This is a genomic window from Achromobacter sp. NPDC008082 (genome assembly GCF_042957345.1).
Taxonomy (GTDB): domain Bacteria; phylum Pseudomonadota; class Gammaproteobacteria; order Burkholderiales; family Burkholderiaceae_B; genus Achromobacter; species Achromobacter kerstersii_A.
Genome location: NZ_JBIBIB010000007.1, coordinates 319,998 through 341,171 on the forward strand (window position 1 = coordinate 319,998; position 21,174 = coordinate 341,171).

The 21,174-nt window shown below is 65.9% G+C and carries 16 protein-coding genes; 10 read left to right on the forward strand and 6 right to left on the reverse strand.

The features are described from left to right. Positions 1 to 8: 8 nt before the first annotated feature. From garD to ACFZAI_RS27710, 3 genes are all read left to right on the forward strand, one after another. Positions 9 to 1,583, forward strand: coding sequence for a galactarate dehydratase (gene garD / locus ACFZAI_RS27700; protein ID WP_391570021.1), 1,575 nt, complete (start codon positions 9 to 11; stop codon positions 1,581 to 1,583). A gap of 73 nt (positions 1,584 to 1,656) precedes the next feature. Further along, entirely contained in the window at positions 1,657 to 2,724 is a 1,068-nt protein-coding gene (locus ACFZAI_RS27705; protein WP_391570022.1) for an SMP-30/gluconolactonase/LRE family protein, read from the forward strand. Between the two features lie 33 nt (positions 2,725 to 2,757). After that, entirely contained in the window at positions 2,758 to 3,762 is a 1,005-nt protein-coding gene (locus ACFZAI_RS27710) for a tripartite tricarboxylate transporter substrate binding protein (RefSeq protein ID WP_054426848.1), read from the forward strand. A gap of 99 nt (positions 3,763 to 3,861) precedes the next feature. Here the strand turns inward: ACFZAI_RS27710 and ACFZAI_RS27715 are convergent, their stop codons facing one another. Beyond that, positions 3,862 to 4,194, reverse strand: a complete 333-nt coding sequence (locus ACFZAI_RS27715; RefSeq protein ID WP_391570023.1) for a hypothetical protein — start codon at positions 4,192 to 4,194, stop codon at positions 3,862 to 3,864. Positions 4,195 to 4,459: 265 nt separating this feature from the next. On the opposite strand from ACFZAI_RS27715, the gene ACFZAI_RS27720 reads away from it, so the two are divergent. Together ACFZAI_RS27720 and ACFZAI_RS27725 are read left to right on the forward strand one after the other, a co-directional pair. After that, positions 4,460 to 5,389, forward strand: coding sequence for a helix-turn-helix domain-containing protein (locus ACFZAI_RS27720; RefSeq protein WP_391570024.1), 930 nt, complete (start codon positions 4,460 to 4,462; stop codon positions 5,387 to 5,389). 203 nt (positions 5,390 to 5,592) lie between these two features. After that, positions 5,593 to 6,699 carry a cyclic nucleotide-binding domain-containing protein gene (locus ACFZAI_RS27725; protein ID WP_391570025.1) on the forward strand — a complete coding sequence of 369 codons (1,107 nt, stop codon included), beginning with the start codon at positions 5,593 to 5,595 and terminating at the stop codon, positions 6,697 to 6,699. A gap of 62 nt (positions 6,700 to 6,761) precedes the next feature. Here ACFZAI_RS27725 and ACFZAI_RS27730 read toward each other — a convergent pair whose 3' ends face one another. From ACFZAI_RS27730 to ACFZAI_RS27750, 5 genes are read right to left on the reverse strand one after another with little or no spacing between them, the layout of a single operon-like run. Then, a complete protein-coding gene (locus tag ACFZAI_RS27730) occupies positions 6,762 to 8,393 on the reverse strand; it encodes an MFS transporter (RefSeq protein ID WP_391570026.1) in 1,632 nt (543 codons plus the stop codon). Continuing rightward, entirely contained in the window at positions 8,380 to 8,772 is a 393-nt protein-coding gene (locus ACFZAI_RS27735) for a DoxX family membrane protein (protein ID WP_391570027.1), read from the reverse strand. The genes ACFZAI_RS27730 and ACFZAI_RS27735 overlap by 14 nt, the downstream gene beginning before the upstream one ends. 14 nt (positions 8,773 to 8,786) lie before the next feature. After that, the gene (locus ACFZAI_RS27740) at positions 8,787 to 10,694 is read right to left on the reverse strand and encodes an amidohydrolase (RefSeq protein ID WP_391570028.1); all 1,908 of its coding nucleotides are present in this window, start codon (positions 10,692 to 10,694) and stop codon (positions 8,787 to 8,789) included. After that, entirely contained in the window at positions 10,687 to 10,977 is a 291-nt protein-coding gene (locus tag ACFZAI_RS27745) for a XapX domain-containing protein (RefSeq protein ID WP_391570029.1), read from the reverse strand. Before ACFZAI_RS27745 ends, ACFZAI_RS27740 begins: the two co-directional genes overlap by 8 nt. A gap of 13 nt (positions 10,978 to 10,990) precedes the next feature. Then, positions 10,991 to 11,644, reverse strand: coding sequence for an isochorismatase family protein (locus tag ACFZAI_RS27750; protein ID WP_054426841.1), 654 nt, complete (start codon positions 11,642 to 11,644; stop codon positions 10,991 to 10,993). Between the two features lie 539 nt (positions 11,645 to 12,183). Here ACFZAI_RS27750 and ACFZAI_RS27755 point away from each other — a divergent pair. From ACFZAI_RS27755 to ACFZAI_RS27775, 5 genes are read left to right on the forward strand one after another with little or no spacing between them, the layout of a single operon-like run. Next, positions 12,184 to 12,981 (forward strand): transglutaminase N-terminal domain-containing protein, encoded by a 798-nt coding sequence (locus tag ACFZAI_RS27755; RefSeq protein WP_391570030.1) that lies wholly within the window; start codon positions 12,184 to 12,186, stop codon positions 12,979 to 12,981. Positions 12,982 to 13,007: 26 nt separating this feature from the next. Next, positions 13,008 to 16,364 carry a DUF2126 domain-containing protein gene (locus ACFZAI_RS27760; RefSeq protein WP_391570032.1) on the forward strand — a complete coding sequence of 1,119 codons (3,357 nt, stop codon included), beginning with the start codon at positions 13,008 to 13,010 and terminating at the stop codon, positions 16,362 to 16,364. A 49-nt stretch (positions 16,365 to 16,413) separates the two neighbouring features. Continuing rightward, positions 16,414 to 19,008 (forward strand): circularly permuted type 2 ATP-grasp protein, encoded by a 2,595-nt coding sequence (locus ACFZAI_RS27765; RefSeq protein ID WP_391570033.1) that lies wholly within the window; start codon positions 16,414 to 16,416, stop codon positions 19,006 to 19,008. Positions 19,009 to 19,027: 19 nt separating this feature from the next. Continuing rightward, the gene (locus ACFZAI_RS27770; protein ID WP_391570034.1) at positions 19,028 to 19,987 is read left to right on the forward strand and encodes a transglutaminase N-terminal domain-containing protein; all 960 of its coding nucleotides are present in this window, start codon (positions 19,028 to 19,030) and stop codon (positions 19,985 to 19,987) included. Next, a complete protein-coding gene (locus ACFZAI_RS27775) occupies positions 19,984 to 21,132 on the forward strand; it encodes a putative zinc-binding metallopeptidase (protein WP_391570036.1) in 1,149 nt (382 codons plus the stop codon). The genes ACFZAI_RS27770 and ACFZAI_RS27775 overlap by 4 nt, the downstream gene beginning before the upstream one ends. Positions 21,133 to 21,174: the final 42 nt, after the last annotated feature.

Genomic DNA, 21,174 nt, shown 5'->3' on the forward strand with positions numbered 1-21,174 from the left:
GATTTTTCATGCAGGTTGCGGCAGACCAAGCGCCCGTGCTTATCAAGATTCATCCGCAGGACAACGTGGCAATCGTGGCCAATGAAGGGGGGCTGCCTGCCGGCACGGTGCTGCCCGATGGCTTGCAACTGGTTGACACCGTGCCGCAAGGGCACAAGGTGGCGCTGGCGGATCTGGCAGAAGGCGACGCCGTCGTCCGCTACAACGTGGTGGTCGGGTTTGCGGCGAAGGCGTTGCCGCGCGGCAGCTGGATCAACGAACGCGTCACCACGATGCCCGCCGCGCGCACGCTGGAAGACTTGCCCGTGGGCACGCGCATCACGCCGCTGCCGCCGCTGGAAGGCTATACGTTCGAAGGCTACCGCAATGCCGACGGCACCGTCGGCACGCGCAACATTCTGGCGATCAGCACCACAGTGCAATGCGTGCAAGGCGTGGTGGAGCACGCGGTGGCGCGCATCCGCCAGGAAATGCTGCCGCGTTATCCCAACGTGGATGACGTGGTGGGCATCGAACACACGTATGGCTGCGGTGTCGCCATCGACGCGCCGGGCGCGGCGATTCCGATTCGCACGCTGCACAACATCGCGCGCAACCCCAACTTTGGCGGCACGTCGATGGTGGTGAGTCTGGGCTGCGAAAAGCTGCAACCCGAACGCCTGCTGGCGCCGGGCGCCATTCCGATCCGCGCAGGCGAGGGCATGGGCGCAGACGGCAACGGTGTAGACACCATCGTGCTGCAAGACGAAGAGAATGTCGGCTTCCAATCCATGATTGACCTGATCATGCGCACGGCCGAACGCCATCTGGAAAAACTGAATGCGCGCCGCCGCGAAACCTGCCCGGTGTCGGACCTGACGGTGGGCGTGCAGTGCGGCGGCAGCGACGCGTTCTCAGGCGTGACGGCCAACCCTGCCGTGGGCTTTGCGACCGACCTGCTGGTGCGCGCGGGCGGCACGGTGATGTTCTCCGAGAACACCGAAGTGCGCGACGGCATCGATCAACTGACCGCGCGCGCGGCCACGCCGGAAGTGGCCGACGCGCTGGTGCGCGAGATGGCCTGGTACGACGAATACCTGCAACGCGGCATGGCCGACCGCAGCGCCAACACCAGCCCGGGCAACAAGAAGGGCGGGCTGTCGAACATTGTCGAAAAAGCGATGGGGTCCATCGTGAAGTCGGGCTCGTCGCCGATTCATGGCGTGCTGTCGCCCGGCAACCGCCTGACGCAAAAGGGCCTGATCTTCGCGGCGACGCCCGCCAGCGATTTCATTTGCGGCACCTTGCAGTTGGCCGCGGGCATGAACCTGCACATCTTCACCACGGGTCGCGGCACGCCGTATGGCCTGGCGCAAGTGCCGGTGATCAAGGTCGCCACCCGCGACAGCCTGGCGCGCCGCTGGCATGACCTGATGGACGTGAACGCCGGGCGCATCGCGACCGGGCAGGCGTCCATCGAAGACGTGGGTTGGGAGCTGTTTCGCCTGATGCTGGACGTGGCCAGCGGCCGCCAGCAGACCTGTGCGGAAAAGCTCAAGCTGCATAACGCCCTGGCGTTGTTCAACCCGGGGCCGGTGACCTGACGCCCGGGGGTTGCGCCCCATTCCCACGCTAGACCGCATTGCCATCGCATTACACCGATAAGAGGAGACACCGATGGAGCATGCCCCCTTGGCCCAACCCGGCCGCCGCCGGCTGCTGGGCGCCGCATTGGCGCTTGGCCCGGTTGCCCTGGCGCAAGCGCAACCCGCTGGCCCCGGCCCATCATTCAATTTCACGCCGCAACAGCGCTACCCGGACCCGTCCATCCGCATCCTGGACCCGGAGTTTTCCAAGTACCGCATCTACAGCAGCAGCGTCGAACAACTGGCCAGCGGCTTTCGCTGGCTGGAAGGCCCGGTCTGGGTGGGCGACGGGCGCTATCTGCTGGTGTCCGACATTCCCAACGACCGCATCCTGCGCTGGGACGAAACCACGGGCGCGGTCAGTGTCTTTCGGCACCCGGCCAACTTCAGCAATGGCTTGGCGCGCGACCGCCAGGGCCGTTTGCTGGCCTGCGAACACTTGACGCGCCGCGTCACGCGCACCGAGTACGACGGCTCCATCACCGTGCTGGCTGACCGCTACGACGGCAAGCGCTTCAACTCGCCAAACGACATCATCTGCCAACGCAACGGCGCCATCTGGTTCACCGACCCGCCGTTTGGCATCGGCGGCCATTGGGAAGGCGACAAGGCAACGCCCGAACTGCCGCATGGCGTGTACCGCATCGCACCGTCGGACGGGCGCGTGACGCGCGTGCTGGAAGACCTGGCCGGCCCCAACGGGCTGTGCTTTTCGCCCGACGAAAAAATTCTGTATGTCGTGGAATCGCGGCATCAGCCGAACCGCGTGATCTGGGCCTATGACGTGGGCGCCGACGGCGCGCTGTCCGGCAAGCGCGTGCATGTGGACGCGCAAGGCCCAGGCGCCATCGACGGCATCAAATGCGATGAAGACGGCAACCTGTGGTGCGGCTGGGGCAGCAACGGCGCGCCCAACGCCAAGTCCGAAGAGCTGGATGGCGTGATGGTGTTCAACCCCGCCGGCAAGCCCATCGGCCACATCCGGCTGCCGGAACGCTGCGCCAACCTGTGCTTTGGCGGCGCCAAGCGCAACCGGCTTTTCATGGCCAGCAGCCATTCGCTTTATGCCCTGTACGTGGAAACGCGCGGGGCGGCGTGAATCATCAAGAACACATCAGACGGAGTGGAGACAATGAACGTAAGCAAGAGGCAGTTCCTGGGCGGCGCCGCGGCGCTATGCCTGTCGCCGTTGGTACCGGCATGGGCGCAGCAGGCCGCGTCGTCCGCCGGCGGCAACGCCGCCAATTGGCCGACGCGCCCCGTGCGCATCATCGTGCCGTACCCGCCCGGCGGCTCGTCGGACATCATCGCGCGCATCCTGGCGCCGCGTTTGTCTGATGCGCTGAAGCAGACCGTCGTCGTCGAAAACAAACCCGGCGCCAATGGCAACCTGGGCGCGGGCATCGTGGTGCAATCGGCAGCGGAAGGCCATACCGTGCTGCTATGCGATGTGGGCGCGCTGGCGATCAGCCCGTCGGTCTATACCAAGCTGTCGTTCGATCCGTCCAAGGACTTGCGCGCCGTCAGCATGCTGGCGTATTCGCCGCACGTGTTGGCCGTGCATCCCGATGTGCCGGCCAAGACGGTTGAGGAATTGGTGGCGCTGTCGAAAAAGCAGCGGCTGAATTTTGCGGTCACGGCCATTGGCAGCGCGCCGCACCTGGCGGCGGTGGCCGTGCAGCAGGCCACCGGGGCGCAGTGGGAATACGTGCCATACAAGGGCGGTTCGCAAGCGGTGACCGACACCATTGGCGGGCAAACGCAGATCATCATGAATGGCTTGCTGGCCACCTTGCCGCACATCAAGGCCGGCAAGCTGCGGCCGATTGCGATTTCTAAGGGTGAGCGCATGCAGCTTGTGCCCGACATCCCGACCATTTCCGAGCAAGGCGTGAAGGGCTTTGAGTCTGGCACGTGGCAAGGCGTGATGGCGCCGGTGACCACCACCGACCCGGTGGCTGAACGGCTGGCGATGCTGATGGCGGAAATTGTGAATCAGCCCGACGTGAAGGCGCAGTTGAACGAGCAGGGCGCGGAAATCGTGACGCGCAATCCCGCCGAGCTGACGAAGTTCTTCAACAGTGAACGCGCGCGCTGGGCCAAGGTGGTGCAAAGCGCCGACATCCGTCTGGATTGATCGGGGGCAGGGCGCGCGCCTTGCGGCACGATGGCGATGGGCGCAAACTCGCAAGACGCAGGCTTGAAACCTTGCCGTCTTGTCACCCTTGCCGTCTTGTCACGGAGCTGTCATGAAAGCCCTGATTCTTGCCGCATGGATGGCGCTGGCCGCCGCGCCCGCTGTCGCGCGGGACGGCGTGCCTGCCGTGCCGCAAGCGCCGCCGTCGGCGCGGACCTTGCCTGATGCGTGTTTAGGCACGTCGTGCCCAAAGACCGTGGACCCGAACAGGAACACGCCGTGCTTGGGGACATCGTGCCCGGAGTCCGGGTATTCCGCTCCTGGCACCGCAGCCGGCGCAAAGCCCGGCACCAGCACCACCCCCGCGCCGTGGAGCGGCGGCCCGGCCCAGCCGAAGCTGCCGCCGATGCCGTCGCGTTCGGGGCAGCCCATCGGGCCGTTGACGCCGGGGCCGGTATTGCCGCGTTAGTTGCGGCTGGTAGTGGGGCTTGCAGTGCGGCTTGCAGTGCGGCTGGTAGTGCCGCTATTAGTGCCGCGTCCGTGCGTGTGCTCCAACGCGGATGCGCCAAGATTTTGCACAGCGGTGGTGCATCAGTTATCTGGCTTGAAAAAAATCATGACTGCGCTTGTTGCCTGTCAACGTAGCCTGCTATCTTCTGCCCCGTAGCGCGTTCGTCGCACACTCGGACCCCCATCCATGCCTGCCCGTCAACGCCTTTCCCTCGACCCCACGCCTGTGCCCCCGCCGTCCACCGACGCGTTGGGGTGCTCGGCCAGCAAGCTGCTTTTGAACCAGCACTTCGAGGGCGGCGGCCTGACCTTCTATCGCAAGAGCACCGACAACGCGCAATTCGGCAACGTTGAAACGCCGGCATCGGACCGGGGTTTTCTGGTGGGAGTGGCCATGCAGGGCGGGCACCGCCGCCGCATCCTGCAAGGCAATCACGCGTCCACACACGACTTCGATACGGGTTCGATTTACATCCGCGATTTCCACGACGACTATCGCGCCGACCTGCAAGGCGGGTTTGACTTCGTGTTGATCGAACTGTCGCGCGCGTTCATCGAGCGCGTGAACGACGAGAAGGGCGGCCCACGTATCAGCAGCCTGGCGCCGCGCGCGGGAACGGGCGACCCGGTGCTGGCGCACCTGTCGCACGTGCTGGCCGGCGTGCTGGAGCAGCCCGCCCAAAGCAGCCCCTTGTTTGTGGAGCATCTGGGGCTGGCCATCGGCACGCATTTGCTGGAGCACTACGGGGCCGGCGCCACCACGGGCTGGTCGGACTCGGGCAGCCGGGTGTTGTCGCGCAAACTTGAGGCGCGGGCGAAAGACATGCTGCTGGCGACGTTGCGCGACGACAGCTCCATTGCCGACATTGCCGAAGCCTGCGGCTTGTCGCGCAGTTACTTCATCAAGGCGTTTCGGCAAACGGTAGGCACCACGCCGCATCGCTGGCTGCTGGAGCAACGCGTGCAAAAGGCCAAGGAGCTGTTGCTGGTGCCGGGCCGCTCCATTACCGACACCGCGCTGCTGTGCGGCTTTGCTGACCAAGCGCACATGACGCGGGTGTTCACCAGCCTGGTCGGCGTGTCGCCGGGGGCGTGGCGCCGGGCTAATGTGACGTAGGGGTGGTGTAGCGGCCAACGGGGCGGCGCTATCCCGCCGCGGCCATCACTAGCGGCCATAGCCAGTGGCCATACCAGCGTCCATATCCGCCGTCATGGCGCTTTCATACAAAGCAGGACGCAACTGCGCAAGACGCGGCCGGCAGCAGCAAGATACCGTTTGGGGTATCTTGCCGCTTTCCCCGGCTGTTTCGGATTGAGTCCATGAACCGTCTTGCCACCGATGCGGCCTGCCATCCGGCCGATCTGCCGGCCTTGCACGCCCAGGCGTTCCCGATGCTGACGCGCGCCCTGATTGACCGGGCGGCGTCCCATGGCGAGACCATCTTGGTGTCTGCCGGCACGGTGCTGCTCAAAAGCGGCGAATGCGAAGCCGCGTTCTATATCGTGCTGGACGGCTACGTTGAAGTCCTGGAATCCGAACCGGGTGGCGCGATGCACCACTTGCTGATGCATCGCGACGGCGAGTTCACGGGCAGCCTGGACTTGTTTACCGACCGGCCCAATGCGGTGACCGTGCGCGCCGATTCCCCCAGCCGCTTGTTGCGCATCAGCCGGGCGGCGTTGGCCCAACTGCTGCTGACGGATCGTGAACTTGCCGACGTCGTGCTGCGCGCATTCATGCTGCGGCGCATCGGGTACTTGCGCCAACGGCCGTATGGCGGCGCGATCCTGCGGTCGGCCACGCCGCCCGGCGAAGAGGATTCCGTGCTGGACCTGACGGTGATTGGCGGCGGCCCCGCCGGCTTGGCGGCGGCAAGCTACGCCGCCTCTGAAGGCTTGCAGACCTTGCTGGTGGGCGGTTCGCTTTGCGGGCCGGACGCGTTGCGCGACGACGTATTGCCGGGCTTCCCTGGCACGATCACGGGCTTGTGCGGGGGCGGGCTGCTGCGCCGCGCGGAAGTGCAAAGCCGGCGCTTCGGGTCGCATGTGCTGCCCGGGCGCACCGCCACCGCGTTCGACGATGCCTGCTATCCCTATCGCGTGTGGCTGGATGACGGCCAGGTGATTGAAACCCGCAGCCTGATCGTGGCGACGGGCATGCAGAAAGGCGCAACGCCCCAGACGCCGGGGGACGCCAATACCGCGTGGCTGGACGGCTGCCTGGACACCGACGACCACGGCTACATCCACACCGGCCGGGCGGCGGCAGGCTCCATGCAGGCGCGCGCCTATGAAAGCTCGCAGCCCGGTGTGTTTGCAGTGGGGGCCGTGCGGGCGGGGTCAGACAAGCACGTGTTGGCCAGCATCGCCGAGGGCGCGGCCGCGGTGCGTGTCGTGCACCGCTTCCTGGACGCCTCGGCCCACTGAACGCGCGGGCCGGGCAGGGGGGCCGGGCAGGGGGGGCGGGCAGGGGGCCGGGCAATGTGCCGTCAGGCCGCCGGCCCCGGCTTGGCCTGACGCGTGTCCAGCGCCAGGAAATGGTGCACCACGGGTTTCTCTGGCCCGATGTGAAAGCGCTGCGCTTCGCCTTGCAGGTCGGCATCGGCTTGCGACACGCGCTGGTGCTGCCGCATGTGTTCCGCCCATGACTCCACCAAAAACCATTCCTGCACGCGTTCAGGGTCGCTCGTGTGTTCGGCAATGCCCCAGGCGTAAGCGCCGTCGCGCCGGCGCTCCTCGGCCACCGCCTTCAGCGCTTGCAGGAACGCCGGGCGGTCTTGCACACGGATGCGGTATTCGATCTGCACCATGACCGGGCCGCGATCATGCTCAACCGGCGCGTCCAGCAAGGGTTCGGGCCAATGGTTGGACGGGTCCAGATTGGCTTCGCCCTGCGGCAGACGCAAGCGGTGCAGCAACACCCCGGCCACCAGCAGCCCGGCCGCGCCCGCCAGCAAGGTGGCCGGCACGCCGATCTTCTGCGCCAACAAGCCCCAGCCCAGGCTGCCTGCGGCCATCGCGCCGTTGAACACCATCAGGTAGATGGCCAGCCCGCGCCCGCGCACCCAGTTCGGCAGAATGGCTTGCGCGACGCCGTTGAAGGTGGTCAGCGCAACAATCCAGCCCAAGCCCAGCACCAGCAACAGCAACACCGCCGCCCATTGCGGCGGGGCAAAGGACAGCGCGGCCATCACCACCGCCGTAACGGCGGCCGCCGCCAGCACGAGGCCGTCGGTGTTCAAGCGCTGGCGCAGCTTGGGCAGCACCACCGCGCCCAGAATCGCGCCCACGCCTACGGCGCCCAGCAAAATGCCGTAGAACCCGGCGGTGCCGCCCAGCATCTTGCGCGCCACCAGCGGCAGCAAGGCCCAGACCGAGCTTGCGAAGATGAAGAACACCGCCGCGCGCAGCAGCACGATGTGCAGCTCGCGGCTGGCGCGGGCATAGCGCACGCCCGCGCGGAAGGCGCCAAAGAATTGTTCGGACAGGCCGTCGTCCACCTTCTTGGGGCGCTTCCACCAGAGCAGCGCGCCGATCACGAATACATAGCTCAGCACGTCGGCGCCATACGCCGCCGCCGCGCCAAAGGCCGCCAGCAACAGGCCGCCCACGGCCGGGCCTAACGCGCGGGCGATGTTGATGCCCAACGAGTTCAAGCCCACGGCGGTCTTGAGTTCCGCCTTGGGCACGAGCTCAGGCACGATGGCTTGCCAGGTCGGCCCCATCAACGCCGTGCCCACGCCGCCCAGGAAAGTCAGCGCGATCAGATATTCCACGGTCAGCGTATTGGTCTTGGCCATCATCAGCAGCGTGAAGCTGACGCAGGCCAGCAGCACCTGGATGATGATCAGAAAGCGCCGGCGGTCCAGGATGTCGGACAAGACGCCTGCGGGAATGGCCAGCAGGAAGACGGGCAGCGTGGCCGCCGTCTGCATCATGGCGACCGCGGCGGGGTTGTTGGACAGGTCAGTGACGAGCCAGGCGCTGGCCACGTCGCGCATGAAACTGCCGATGTTGCCCAGGATGGTGGCGCCCCACAGCACGGCGAACAGCGTGTGCTTGAGCGGGGCCATGCCGCCTATGGCGGCGGGCGGGGGGGTACTGCGGTCAGCTCCGGCCATGCGGGCGCTCCGTAAAATCATGCCAGGCAACCAGGACCCACGCCCCAGCCAGCCCAATGTGCTCGTAAAAGGCGTTCATATTCATGAAGCGCGTGTCGGCGGGGGATTCCCAGTAGCGGTTGGCCATCAGGGCGGCCGCGGCGGTGAACACCGCCAGCGCCAGCGCGCCCAGCCAGCGCAGCCGGCCCGACAACACCAACGCGCTGGCGCCAAGTTCCAGCAGAATAACGGCGGCGGCCGCCAGCGCGGCAGGATGCAAGCCGAAATGCGCCATTTCGGCTTGCGCGCCGTCGAAATCCAGCAGCTTGACCAAACCGCCCTGCAAGTAAGCGCCGCAAAGCGCCAGCAGGGCCAGCCAGCGCACGGCGGGCGATGTCATCACGGCGCGCATCGTCATACCGCCCAGCAGGCGCAGCCCAGCGCGCCCCAGAACCCTTTCAGGTCAGAGACGGGCAGTTTGCTGGCCCAGGCGCCCGCGTGCTGGTGGCCGTGGACGTTGCAGTCATTGGCGCAGGCGCAAGCGGCAGCGGCTTCGCGCAGCGTGGCTTGCAGCGGCTTGCCTTCGCTGTCGCCCCACGCGCCGTAGCCGCCGAAGAGCCGCGTCGGCGACCAGTCCGGCATGGCGGGCGGTGGCGCGGCTTCGTCAAAACCGGCGAATTCACCCGCGCCCCAGACGACCTTGCCGCCCACCATCGTCAACAGGCTGGAGGTGTCGGCGATGTCGGATTCGGGGCAGGCGAAGAAGTCGCGGTCGGGCACCACCAGATCCGCCAATTGGCCTTCGGCGATGCGGCCCTTCTTGCCTTGCTCGTTTGAGAACCAGGTGACGTTTTCGGTCCACATGCGCAGCGCCGCGTCGCGGTCCAGGCAGTTGCGTTGCGGCGTCAGGCGCAGGCCGCCGACCGTCTTGCCGGTGATCAGCCACGACAAGGACACCCACGGGTTGTAGGACGCCACGCGGGTGGCATCGGTGCCGGCCGACACGTTCACGCCTTTTTCCAGCATGCGTTTGACAGGCGGCGTGGCTTCGGCCGCGCCTGCGCCATAGCGTTCAACAAAGTACTCGCCTTGATACGCCATGCGATGCTGCACGGCCACGCCGCCGCCCAACGCGGCGATGCGGTCAATCGAGCGTTCCGAAATCGTTTCGGCGTGGTCGAAGAACCAGTTCAGCCCTTCCAGCGGCACGTCTTTGTTCACGCGTTCAAAGACGTCGAGCGCGCGCGAGATGGTCTCGTCATAGGTGGCGTGCAGGCGCCAGGGCCAGCGGTTCTGCGCCAGGATGCGCACGACTTCTTCCAGCTCGCCTTCCATCTCGGGACCCATTTCGGGGCGCGGCTGGCGGAAGTCTTCGAAGTCGGCCGCCGAGAACACCAGCATTTCGCCCGCGCCGTTGTGGCGGAAGTAGTCGGTGCCTTGCTTGTACTGCGACGTGGCCGTCCAGTTCAGGAAGTCTTCTTTTTCCTGTTTGGGCTTTTGCGTGAACAGGTTGTAGGCCAGGCGGATGGTCAGCTGGCCCGCGTCGGCCAGTTGCTGGATCACCTGATAGTCCTCGGGGTAATTCTGAAAGCCGCCGCCCGCGTCGATGGCGCCGGTGACGCCCAGCCGGTTCAGGTCGCGCATGAAATGGCGCGTGGAATTCAGCTGGTAATCAAACGGCAGCTTGGGGCCTTTGGCCAGCGTGGCGTACAGAATGGACGCGTTGGGTTTGGCCAGCAGCAGCCCCGTGGGGTTGCCGGCGTTGTCGCGCACGATTTCGCCGCCGGGCGGGGCGGGCGTGGTCTTGTCGTAACCCACGGCGCGCAGCGCCGCGGCGTTCAGCAGGGCGCGGTCATACAGGTGCAGGATGAACACGGGCGTATCGGGCGCCACGGCGTTCAGCTCTTCGATGGTGGGCAGGCGCTTTTCAGCGAACTGGTGTTCGGTGAAGCCGCCCACCACGCGCACCCACTGCGGGGCGGGGGTAATGGCGACTTGGCGGCGCAACATGGCCATGGCGTCGGCCAGGCTCGTCACGCCGTCCCAGCGCAGTTCCATGTTGTAGTTCAGGCCGCCGCGAATGATGTGCAGGTGGTTGTCGATCAGGCCCGGCAGCACGCCGCGCCCGTTCAGGCTGATCACTTTCGTGGCGGGGCCTGCCAGCGGCAGCACGTCAGCGGACGCGCCGACGCGCGTGAAGCGGCCATCTTTGATGGCGACGGCGTCCGCCGTGGGGCGGGCGGGGTCCAGGGTCGTGAATCGGCCTTGATGCAGGATCAGGTCGGGGGCGCCGTGGCGCGCGGGGTCCAGAGTGTCAGCCATTGCGCTTGTCTTCACAGAGGTTGGCGGGGGGCGGCGCGGGGGTTTTCGGGCAGCTGGGCAGCTCGCCGAACATGTGCGGCTTGACCTGCTGGTGTATCCACGACGTGCGCGTAGGTTCGTCGGACAGCAGGCGTTTGACCAGCGGGGGAATCTGTTCCCCCGCCAGGATGCCAAGCAGGCCTACCAGGGCAATCACCGGAGGCGCGGGTGAGCGCACGTTGAACAGCGCGTAAATGACCCCGACCAGCAGGCCGAGCCCCAGGGAAACCAGGTAGACCTTCATCAGCGTGCTCCGATCAGCCTTCGTGGGCGTTGAACATGGACTTGGCGTAGAGGATGCCCAGGCCATAAGCGCCGCCGAACTTCTTGGCGATGCCGGTCGTCATGTCATACGTATCGGTGCGCGCCCAGTCACGCTGCATTTCCAGCAGGTATTGCAGTGCGGTGATGGGCTGGCCGCCCGCTTGCACGATACGCTCGATGGCGCGATTGTGCGCTTCGGCCGACACGTCGCCGCAGGCGTCAGTGATGACATAGACCTCGAAACCCTGATCCAGCGCCGACAAGGCCGGGCCCACGATGCAGACGCTGGTCCACAGACCGGCCAGCACAATGCGCTTCTTGCCGATTTCGTTGACCTGCTTGATGACGGCGGCGTCTTCCCAGGTGTTCATGGACGTGCGGTCCAGCAGCGCCTGGCCGGGGAAGGGGGCGACGACTTCGTCGAACATCGGACCCGAGAAACTCTTTTCAGCAACGGTCGTCAGGATGGTGGACGCGCCAAAACCGGCAGCGGCCGAGGCGACCAGCGCGGCGTTGTTGCGCAGCGTGACGGCGTCGATGGAGTGCGTGGCGAACGCCATCTGCGACTGGAAGTCGATCATGATGAGCGTGTGGTCTTTGGGCGAAAGCAGCTTGGCGCCGGGCGTGGCGGTGGCGGTGATAGGCATCAGTAACTCCTGTGGTGCCGGGTGAGGAAACACCGGCAATGTGCCTGCGCACGCGCGCGGCGTATTGAACATTTGTCCGCCCCTTTGAAGATTGTGACTGCGCGCGCCCGCCTGACGGCAGCCGCGTGATGGGAAACGCCTGGTCGCGTGCAGAACAATTTTGCAATCGGCTGTAAAAACTCCACTTAGGGCTGAGGGCTCCGCACCTCCCAAGCGCCCGCCAGGGCGCTTTTTCTTTGTGCGGGCTGGGCGCGTCCCGATTCACGCCGGGGTTGGGTGCGGGTAGCGTCCGAAAGCGGGCAACCCCCGCACTGCCTTGGTGCGCGGCGCGCCGCGGCAGCGTGCGCAGCGGGGCGGGAAGGCGTTGCCGCCGTTCGGGTTTCCCCTTGAATTGTCGACAACGCGGGCGCGCCAAAACTTGGCATGCAAGTTGCTTATTTTTTTAACGAGCTATTGCTACTATCGACCGTCGTGCCTGCTGGGTCAGGGGGCTGACGGGCCCGACGTTGTCAGCGTGACCTTGCAGTGTGGAGACTTTCATGAAGCATCTCATCAAGCACGTGACTCGCTACCGCTATGCCGCCCCAGTTAACTACAGCATCCAGACGCTGCGCCTGACGCCGCGCCGCGACGAGCATCAACACGCCTTGCGCTGGCAGATCCAGACGCCCGGCGAGATCCAGGCGCAGGTCGACGCTTATGGCAACGTGACGCACACGCTCACGTTGCACCGCACCCATAGCGAAATCGAAATCCATGCCGTGGGGCAGGTCGACATCCATCCGCTGGCGCAAGGCCATGTGGGCGACGAAGACGAGCGCCTGCCGGTCTACATCTATGGCGTGCCCACCGCGCTGACCCAGTGCGACGACAGCATCCGCGAATTTTGCCGACACGTGGTGCCGCGCGGCGTGCATACTCCCGAAGACGTGCTGCGCTTGAGCGCCGCCATCCGCGAACGCGTGGCCTACACGCCAGGCGTTGCCGATGCGCCTGTACCGGCGGCGCAGGTGCTGGCAGCCGGGCGCGGCGGCAGCCAGGACCACACCCATCTTTTGCTGGCCTGCGTGCGCGCCTTTGGCACGCCGGCCCGTTTTGTCAGCGGCTATTGGCACATGGCTGGCGATGACGCCGCCAGCCATGGCTGGGCCGACGTCTGGCTGGCCCGTCACGGCTGGGTCAGCGTGGATGTCAGCCATTCCTGCTTCGCGTCAGACGGCCATTGCCGGCTGGCCGTGGCGCGCGACTATGAATCGGCTTCGCCCGTGCGCTGGTTGCATGGGGCGGCGGCCGCGCTGTCCATGAATGTGTCGGTGCAGGTGCAAACCAGCCACTGACTTGCCCAGTCGACCCGGAGAAGGCAGTGACCATCCACGTAGCACTCAAGCACGTCACGCAATACAAATACGACCGTTTGGTCAGCCTGTCGGCGCAGGTGCTGCGCCTGAGACCCGCCCCACATAGCCGCACTCCGATCCTGTCGTACTCGCTGACGGTGGAACCCGCCGACCATTTCATCAACTGGCAGCAGGACCCGTTCGCCAACTATCTGGCGCGGCTGAATTTCCCGACGAAGACGCGTGAATTCAAGATCACGGTGGATCTCGTCGCCGAAATGGCCGTGTACAACCCGTTCGACTTCTTCCTGGAGCCGGACGCCGAGGAATTTCCGTTTACCTACGACGACGGCCTGGCGCGCGAGCTGGCGCCGTACCGCGTGTGCGACAAGGCTACGCCGCGCTTTGCGGAATTCCTGTCGCGCGTGGATGTGCGGCCGCAGCGCACGGTGGATTTTCTGGTGGGCTTGAACCAGCAGATCCATAAGGAAATCAATTACTTGATCCGTATGGAGCCGGGCGTGCAGACGCCCGAGGAAACGCTTACGCGTAACGCAGGCTCATGCCGGGATTCCGGTTGGCTGCTGGTGCAGGCGCTGCGGCATCTGGGGCTGGCGGCGCGTTTTGTGTCTGGCTACTTGATTCAGCTGAAGCCGGATGTGCGGGCGCTGGACGGCCCCAGCGGCGCGCAGACTGACTTCACCGACCTGCATGCGTGGTGCGAGGTCTATCTGCCGGGCGCGGGATGGATTGGGCTGGACCCAACGTCCGGCCTGTTGGCGGGCGAAGGCCACATTCCGCTGGCAGCCACCCCCGAACCCGGCAGCGCCGCGCCCGTGACGGGCGCGGTGGACGAAGCCGAAGTCGAATTCACGCACACCATGTCGGTCACGCGCGTGTTCGAATCCCCGCGCGTCACGAAGCCCTATACCGACGAGCAATGGCACGCCATCCGCGACCTGGGCGACAAGATCGACGACCATCTGGACCACATGGATGTGCGCCTGACGATGGGCGGTGAACCGACCTTCGTGTCGGTGTCCGACCGCGAAGGCGCCGAATGGAACACCGCGGCGCTGGGGCCGACCAAGCGCGGCTACGCCGTCGAACTCTTGAACCGGCTGCGCACGCGCTACGGCGGCAACGGCTTTCTGCATTTCGGGCAGGGCAAGTGGTATCCGGGCGAACAATTGCCGCGCTGGGCGCTGTCGATCTATTGGCGCGCAGACGGCCAGGCCTGCTGGGATGACCCGGCGCTGTTTGCCGACGAGCGTCAGCGCAGCGCCTATACGGTTGCCGACGCGCGGCGTTTCATGACGAAGCTGTGCGAGCGGCTGGGCGTGGAAGATCGTTTCGTGGTGCCAGGCTATGAAGACGTCTTCTACTACCTGTGGCGCGAGCGCCGGTTGCCCGTCAATGTGGACCCCTTCGACGCGCGGCTGGACGACGAGATGGAACGCGCCCGGCTGCGCCGCGTGTTCGAGCAAAAGCTTGATAGCGTGGTGGGCTACGCCTTGCCGATCCAGGCGGGCGAGGGCGGGCCGTGGGTGTCCGGCCCCTGGTTCCTGCGCGACGAACGCATGTATCTGTTCCCGGGGGATTCGCCCATGGGATACCGGCTGCCGCTGGATTCGCTGCCTTGGGTGGATGAGGCCGATGCGCCGGTGGTTGTGGACCGCGACCCCTATGACGCGCGGCGGTCTTTGCCCGGGCCGGCGCAATTGCTGACGCAGCATGCGCGGGGCGCGGGGCGGCAGGAGGTAAATGGCAAGGGGGCGGCGGCCGGCGCGGGAGCCGCGGGCGCAACGGCGGCGGCAGGCCCATCAGACGCCGCCGCACCCGCCCGATTCGAATCCGCCGCCGGGCTGACGCGCACCGCCATGTGCGTGGAAGCGCGCAATGGTGTGCAGTACGTGTTCATGCCGCCGCTGCCGCGCCTGGAGGATTATCTGGCGCTGGTGGCGCAGGTTGAAGCCACGGCGCGTGAGTTGAACACCCGCATCGTCATGGAAGGCTATCCGCCGCCGCGCGACCCGCGTCTGAAGGTGTTGCAGGTGACGCCCGACCCCGGCGTCATCGAAGTCAACATCCACCCGGCCAGCAACTGGGCCGAACTCGTCGACCATACCGAATTCCTTTACGAAGCCGCCTTTGAAACCCGGCTATCCACCGAGAAATTCATGGCCGATGGCCGCCACACCGGCACGGGCGGCGGCAACCATTTCGTGCTGGGCGGGGCCACAACGGCCGACAGTCCGTTCCTGCGCCGCCCCGACGTGCTGGCCAGCCTGCTGGCGTACTGGGTCAACCATCCGTCTTTGTCGTATCTGTTCTCGGGCTTGTTCATCGGGCCGACGAGCCAGGCGCCGCGTATCGACGAAGCCCGCAATGATCAGGTCTACGAGCTGGAGCTGGCGTTTCAGGAAATACATCGCCGTTGCGCCGAACAGGGCGCGGACGTGCCGCCCTGGATGATCGACCGGGCGCTGCGCAACATTCTGGTGGATGTCACGGGCAACACGCATCGCTCGGAATTCTGCATCGACAAACTCTATTCGCCCGACAGCGCCACGGGGCGGTTGGGCCTGTTGGAGCTGCGTGCGTTTGAAATGCCGCCGCATGCGCGCATGAGCCTGGCGCAGCAGCTGCTGTTGCGTGGGCTGATTGCGCATTTCTGGAAGACGCCGTACACCGCGCGGCTGACGCGCTGGGGCACGGAATTGCACGACCGCTTCCTCTTGCCGACCTTTGTGAAGATGGATTTCGAGGATGTGCTGGCCGACCTGAACGAGGCCGGCTACGGGTTCGACGCCGCCTGGTTCGCGCCACATTTCGAGTTCCGCTTCCCGCTGTTTGGCGATGTGGCCGCGCGCGGCATTCATCTGGAACTGCGCGGCGCGCTGGAGCCGTGGCATGTGATGGGCGAAGAGGGCTCGTCCGCCGGCACGGTGCGGTATGTGGATTCGTCGCTTGAGCGGGTGGAAATCCGGGTATCCGGTTTGAACGACAACCGCTATGTTGTGACGGTCAATGGCCGGGCGCTGCCTTTGCAGCCTACCGGACGCGTCGGGGAATATGTGGCGGGCGTGCGGTACAAGGCCTGGTCGCCGCCGTCGGCGCTGCACCCCACCATCAGCGTGCACGTGCCGCTGACGGTAGACATTGTGGATACCTGGAACCGCCGTTCTTTAGGAGGCTGCAAATATCACGTCGCGCACCCGGGCGGGCTGAACCCGGAGTCGTTCCCGGTCAATTCCTACGAGGCCGAGAGCCGTCGCTTGGCCCGCTTTGAAAAGATCGGGCATACGCCCGGGCGTATGGATGTTGCGCCCGCCAAGGTCAGCCGGGAATTTCCGTTCTCGTTGGATTTAAGGCACGATTGAGCCCTACCAGATGTTGAACCCCGGCGGTCCCGCCGCCGATAAAGCTGCTATGCCGCAATTTCTTTTTCAGACGGACCCGTCGCAGGATGTCGCATCCCTGGCGGTTCATGCGGCGTTGCCCGCACGCGCCGGGCACTACGACGAGCTGCGCGACACGGCTGACGCGTCCGGGGCCACGCGCCTGCGCGAACCCTGGCCCCGTTTTTTTGAACTGCTGGGCACCAGCGGCTTCGCCGACCTGGACCGCCGCGTCGACGTCGTGGCGCGGCAGATCCGCGAAAACGGCATCACCTACAACATCTACGCCGACGCCAGTGGCTCGGCGCGGCCCTGGTCGCTGGACCTGCTGCCCTTTGTCATCAACGACGCGGACTGGTCCGCCATCGAAGCGGGCGTGTGCCAGCGCGCCAGCCTCTTGAACCGCCTGCTGGGCGACATCTACGGCCCGCAAACGCTGCTTGCCGACAAGCTGATTCCGCCTGCGCTGGTGTTGGGCCACCCGGGCTACCTGCGCCCGCTGCGCGGTTACGCGCCACCGGGCGGCACCTTTCTGCACATCGCCGCCTTTGACCTGGCGCGCGCCAGCGACGGCGGCTGGTGGGTGGTGTCGCAGCGCACGCAGGCGCCGTCCGGCCTGGGCTATCTGCTGGAAAACCGGCTGACGATTTCGGGCATGTTCCCCGAGGCGTTCAAGGAATTGCGGGTGCAGCACCTGGCCACCAGCTATCGCCGGCTGATGGACATGCTGTACAAGCTCAGCCCCGGCGCGCTGACGGCGCAAACGCCGCCGCGCATCGTGCTGCTGACGCCCGGCCCCTACAACGAAACCTATTTCGAACAGACCTATCTGGCGCGCTATCTGGGCGTGACGCTGGTCGAAGGCGGCGACCTGGTCGTGCGCGACAAGGTGCTTTACCTGAAAACGCTGCACGGGCTGGAACGCGTGCATGCGGTGCTGCGCCGGCTGGACGACGATTTCTGTGACCCGCTGGAATTGCGTTCAGACTCCACGCTGGGCGTGCCGGGTTTGCTGCAAGTGATGCGGGCGGGCAATGTGCTGGTGGCGAATTCGCTGGGCACGAGCTTTCTGGAATCGCCCGCCATCAATGGTTTTCTGCCCGCCATCAGCCGCCGCTTGCTGGATGAAGACCTGTTGCTGCCGTCGCTGCCGTCGTGGTGGTGCGGCGAGGCGGCCGCGCGCGATCAGGCGCTGGCGAATCTGGCGGGGGCGGTGGTCAAGTCTACGTACCCCAGCAATACGCGCGGCGGATTCGAGCCGGTGATAGGCGGGGCGGTGCCGCCGTCCGAGCGCGACGCGCTGCTCGCCCGCATTGCCGACCACCCCGACGCCTACACCATCCAGGAATACCTGCCGCTGTCGCAGGCGCCCAGTTGGTCGGCCGGCCACATCGTGCCGCGCGCCGCCATGCTGCGCGTATTCGTCATCGCAGACGGCGAGGGCGGCTGGACGGTCTTGCCCGGCGGGCTGACCCGCATCGCCAGCCGTGAACAGCAGATTGTGTCCATGCAACGCGGCGGGAGCAGCATGGATACCTGGGTCACCACGCGCGGGGCCGTCGATACGTTTTCGATGCTGCCCGCGCAGTTGCGCCCGGAAGACATCGTGCCCGCCCACCGGCCGGTGTCCAGCCGAGCCGCTGAAAACCTGTTCTGGATGGGCCGCTATACCGAACGCGCCGAGAACGATGTGCGCCTGGCGACGGTGGCGTTGACGTGGTTGAACAGCGACGAAGACAACGCGGGCGAACTGTTCGCCGCGGTGGCCGCCCTGTGCCAGCGCAGCGGCCTCGTGCCGCCCGCGCAGACCTTGTCGGTGCGCATGTTCGAATCCACGCTCGTCGCCGAGCTGGCGGGCGCCGACGCGCAGGGCGGGGTCGCTCGCAACCTGGGCGCGCTGGCGTTTGCCGCCGGCCAGATTCGTGACCGCTTGTCGCCCGACCATTGGCGGCTGGTGGTAACCGCCCATGAATGGTTTTTGCGCATGGCCGCCAACCAGGCCAAGGGCCGCGACGACGATACGGTGTCAGACGCGCCGGTCTCCGCACCGGACGTGCTGCGTGCGCTTAAGAACCTGGGCATGCAGTTATCGGCCATTACCGGTTCGCAAACCGACCGCATGACGCGCGATGACGGCTGGCGGCTGCTGACCATCGGCCGCCAGATTGAACGCCTGTCCGCCATGGCGAGCTTCTTGGGCGAACTGTTTCGCCGTAACGCCGTGCTGGGCGACAGCGGTTTCAACATTCTGCTGGATCTGTTCGACAGCAAGATCACGTATCGCGCCTATTACCCCGGGCGGCAGGAAGTGCCGGCGTTGCTGAACCTGCTGGTGCAGGAACCCGCCAACCCGCGCTCGCTGGCGTGTGTGTTGAATGTGTTGAAAAAGGAAGTGGCGCGCTTGCCCGACACGGTGGCCGGGCCTGCATCCGACTTGTTGGCCTTGTTGCCGGCGCAAGGGGCGGGCGTGACGCTGGCCACGTTGTGCGAGCAGACGCAGGGTTTGTACGCCGGCGTGCTGGCGCTGTCGGAGCAACTGGATGGGGCGGCCAGCAACCTGTCCAATGAAATCAGCCGCCGCTACTTCAGCCACGCGGCGGGTTACGACCAGACGCTGTCGGCATAGGCCGGGCGCCTTCATCGTCATGAACCAGACCTCACTTTCCGTTGCCCCCCTGGAATCCGCGTCCGGCGTGACGCTGGGCGTGGACCACGTCACCGCTTACCGCTACGACTCGCCCGTCGAACTGGCGCACCACCTGGGCTATTTGCGTCCGTTGACCGACGTCAGCCAGGTGGTCGAGACCTACGCGCTGAGCGTCACGCCCGCACCGTCTGATATCGCGGAATCTGTCGACGGCTTCGGCAACACGCGCTGCACCTTCGCCCTCTATGCCCCGCACGAGGCCTTGACCGTGCGCGCCACCAGCCGCGTCACCGTTCACCCGCGCTTTGCCGCCTTGGACCCGGCGACCGGCCTGGCGTGGGAAGCGGCCGTGCAACGTTTGCGTTATGACCCGGCCTTGCCTTTCGCGCCAGAAGTGGAATTCACGTTCCCGTCGACCTATGTGCCGCTGCACGCCGAGCTTCAGGCATACGCCTTGCTGTCGTTCACGCCAGGGCGGCCGGTGGCGGCGGCCGCGATCGACCTGATGCACCGCATACACACCGACTTCACCTACCAGCCCGCACACACGCAAGTGTCCACGCCCATCCTGCAAGCCTTCCAGGAAAAAGTCGGCGTGTGCCAGGATTTCGCGCATGTGATGATCGGCTGCCTGCGCGCCATTGGCCTGCCGGCGCGCTATGTCAGCGGCTATCTGATGTCGCAACCGCCGCCCGGCAAGCCGCGCTTGATTGGGGCGGATGCGTCGCACGCGTGGGTGTCGGTGCACTGCGCAGGCGTTGAGATCAATGGCGGCTGGGTCGACCTGGACCCCACCAACAACGTGGTGCCAGGCACGGCGCATGTCGTCCTGGCCTATGGCCGCGACTACGGCGACGTCACCCCCTTGCGCGGCGTCATCCGCGGCGGCGGCCATGAACTGGATGTGCGCGTCACCGTCGCGCCCATCGATGAATTTCCTACAGGGAACGATGCATGAGCTATTTCTTCGACGCGATCAACCGCCAACTGCGCGCCCCGAAACGCCAGCGCGTGCGGCATGCGCGCGCGAAGGCCTTTCAATGCGTATGCGGCCAGCCCATTTTTTTCAGCAACACCGAATGTCTGAATTGCCATCGGCAACTGGGCTTTGACCCCAAGCGCGGCCACGTGCTGGCTCTGGACGAGGGCGCCACGTCCGGCACGTTTCGAGAATCGGGCAGGGCGCGCGGCAAAACCTACAAACGCTGCGCCAACTTCAGCTCGCCAGCCTTGTGCAACTGGCTGCTGCCCGCAAATTCGCCCGATGCGCTATGCCTTGCGTGCAACCTGAACCGCACCATTCCCGACCTGTCCGTGCCCGAGAACGGCCCGCTGTGGTTCAAGGTGGAAGTGGCCAAGCGCCAGATGGTGGCGCAATTGATGACGCTCGGCCTGCCTATCCGGCGTTCCGTCGAACCCGACGACGGCGGCCTGGCCTTCGACCTGCTCGCGCCCACCGCCGACGGCGCACCGCTGTTGACCGGCCACGCGCAGGGCCTCATCACCATCAACATTCTTGAAGCCGACGACGCCTACCGGGTCAAAGTGCGCGAAGACATGCGCGAACCCTACCGCACGCTGGTCGGCCATTTCCGCCACGAAATCGGCCACTACTACTGGGACCAGCTGATCGCAGGCGGCCCCTGGCTGGAATCCTTCCGCCAGGTTTTCGGCGATGAACAAGCCGACTACGCCGAAGCCCTGAAACGCAACTACGAACAAGGCCCGCCCGCCGACTGGGCGCTGCACTTCATCAGCACCTATGCGTCGTGCCACCCCTGGGAAGACTGGGCCGAAACCTGGGCGCACTACCTGCACATGATGGACACCCTGGACACCGCCATCAGCTTCGGCGTCACCCGCACAGCGGTAGAACAAGCCTACGAACCGTTCACCACCGCCGCCCTCTACGACCCGCAAGACCCCGAAGGGCAAGCCTTCCTGGATCTCGTCAACGCCTGGGTGGCGCTGACGGGGGTGCTGAACGAGCTGTCACGCAGCATGGGCCAACGGGACTTTTACCCGTTTGTGCTGCCGGCGGAAGTGGTGGGGAAATTGCAGTTCGTGCATCGGGTGGTGAAGGGGGCGTCGGTGGGGGCTTGAGTGTAGAAAAAAAACCGGCAAAATTACCGGAAATTTGCTTTC

What these genes read in the sequence shown, in the direction of transcription:
- garD (WP_391570021.1), top strand. Translation starts at nt 9, where the DNA reads ATGCAGGTTGCGGCAGACCAAGCGCCCGTGCTTATCAAGATTCATCCG.
- ACFZAI_RS27705 (WP_391570022.1), top strand. Translation starts at nt 1,657, where the DNA reads ATGGAGCATGCCCCCTTGGCCCAACCCGGCCGCCGCCGGCTGCTGGGC.
- ACFZAI_RS27710 (WP_054426848.1), top strand. Translation starts at nt 2,758, where the DNA reads ATGAACGTAAGCAAGAGGCAGTTCCTGGGCGGCGCCGCGGCGCTATGC.
- ACFZAI_RS27715 (WP_391570023.1), bottom strand. Translation starts at nt 4,194, where the DNA reads ATGGGCTGCCCCGAACGCGACGGCATCGGCGGCAGCTTCGGCTGGGCC.
- ACFZAI_RS27720 (WP_391570024.1), top strand. Translation starts at nt 4,460, where the DNA reads ATGCCTGCCCGTCAACGCCTTTCCCTCGACCCCACGCCTGTGCCCCCG.
- ACFZAI_RS27725 (WP_391570025.1), top strand. Translation starts at nt 5,593, where the DNA reads ATGAACCGTCTTGCCACCGATGCGGCCTGCCATCCGGCCGATCTGCCG.
- ACFZAI_RS27730 (WP_391570026.1), bottom strand. Translation starts at nt 8,393, where the DNA reads ATGGCCGGAGCTGACCGCAGTACCCCCCCGCCCGCCGCCATAGGCGGC.
- ACFZAI_RS27735 (WP_391570027.1), bottom strand. Translation starts at nt 8,772, where the DNA reads ATGACATCGCCCGCCGTGCGCTGGCTGGCCCTGCTGGCGCTTTGCGGC.
- ACFZAI_RS27740 (WP_391570028.1), bottom strand. Translation starts at nt 10,694, where the DNA reads ATGGCTGACACTCTGGACCCCGCGCGCCACGGCGCCCCCGACCTGATC.
- ACFZAI_RS27745 (WP_391570029.1), bottom strand. Translation starts at nt 10,977, where the DNA reads ATGAAGGTCTACCTGGTTTCCCTGGGGCTCGGCCTGCTGGTCGGGGTC.
- ACFZAI_RS27750 (WP_054426841.1), bottom strand. Translation starts at nt 11,644, where the DNA reads ATGCCTATCACCGCCACCGCCACGCCCGGCGCCAAGCTGCTTTCGCCC.
- ACFZAI_RS27755 (WP_391570030.1), top strand. Translation starts at nt 12,184, where the DNA reads ATGAAGCATCTCATCAAGCACGTGACTCGCTACCGCTATGCCGCCCCA.
- ACFZAI_RS27765 (WP_391570033.1), top strand. Translation starts at nt 16,414, where the DNA reads ATGCCGCAATTTCTTTTTCAGACGGACCCGTCGCAGGATGTCGCATCC.
- ACFZAI_RS27770 (WP_391570034.1), top strand. Translation starts at nt 19,028, where the DNA reads ATGAACCAGACCTCACTTTCCGTTGCCCCCCTGGAATCCGCGTCCGGC.
- ACFZAI_RS27775 (WP_391570036.1), top strand. Translation starts at nt 19,984, where the DNA reads ATGAGCTATTTCTTCGACGCGATCAACCGCCAACTGCGCGCCCCGAAA.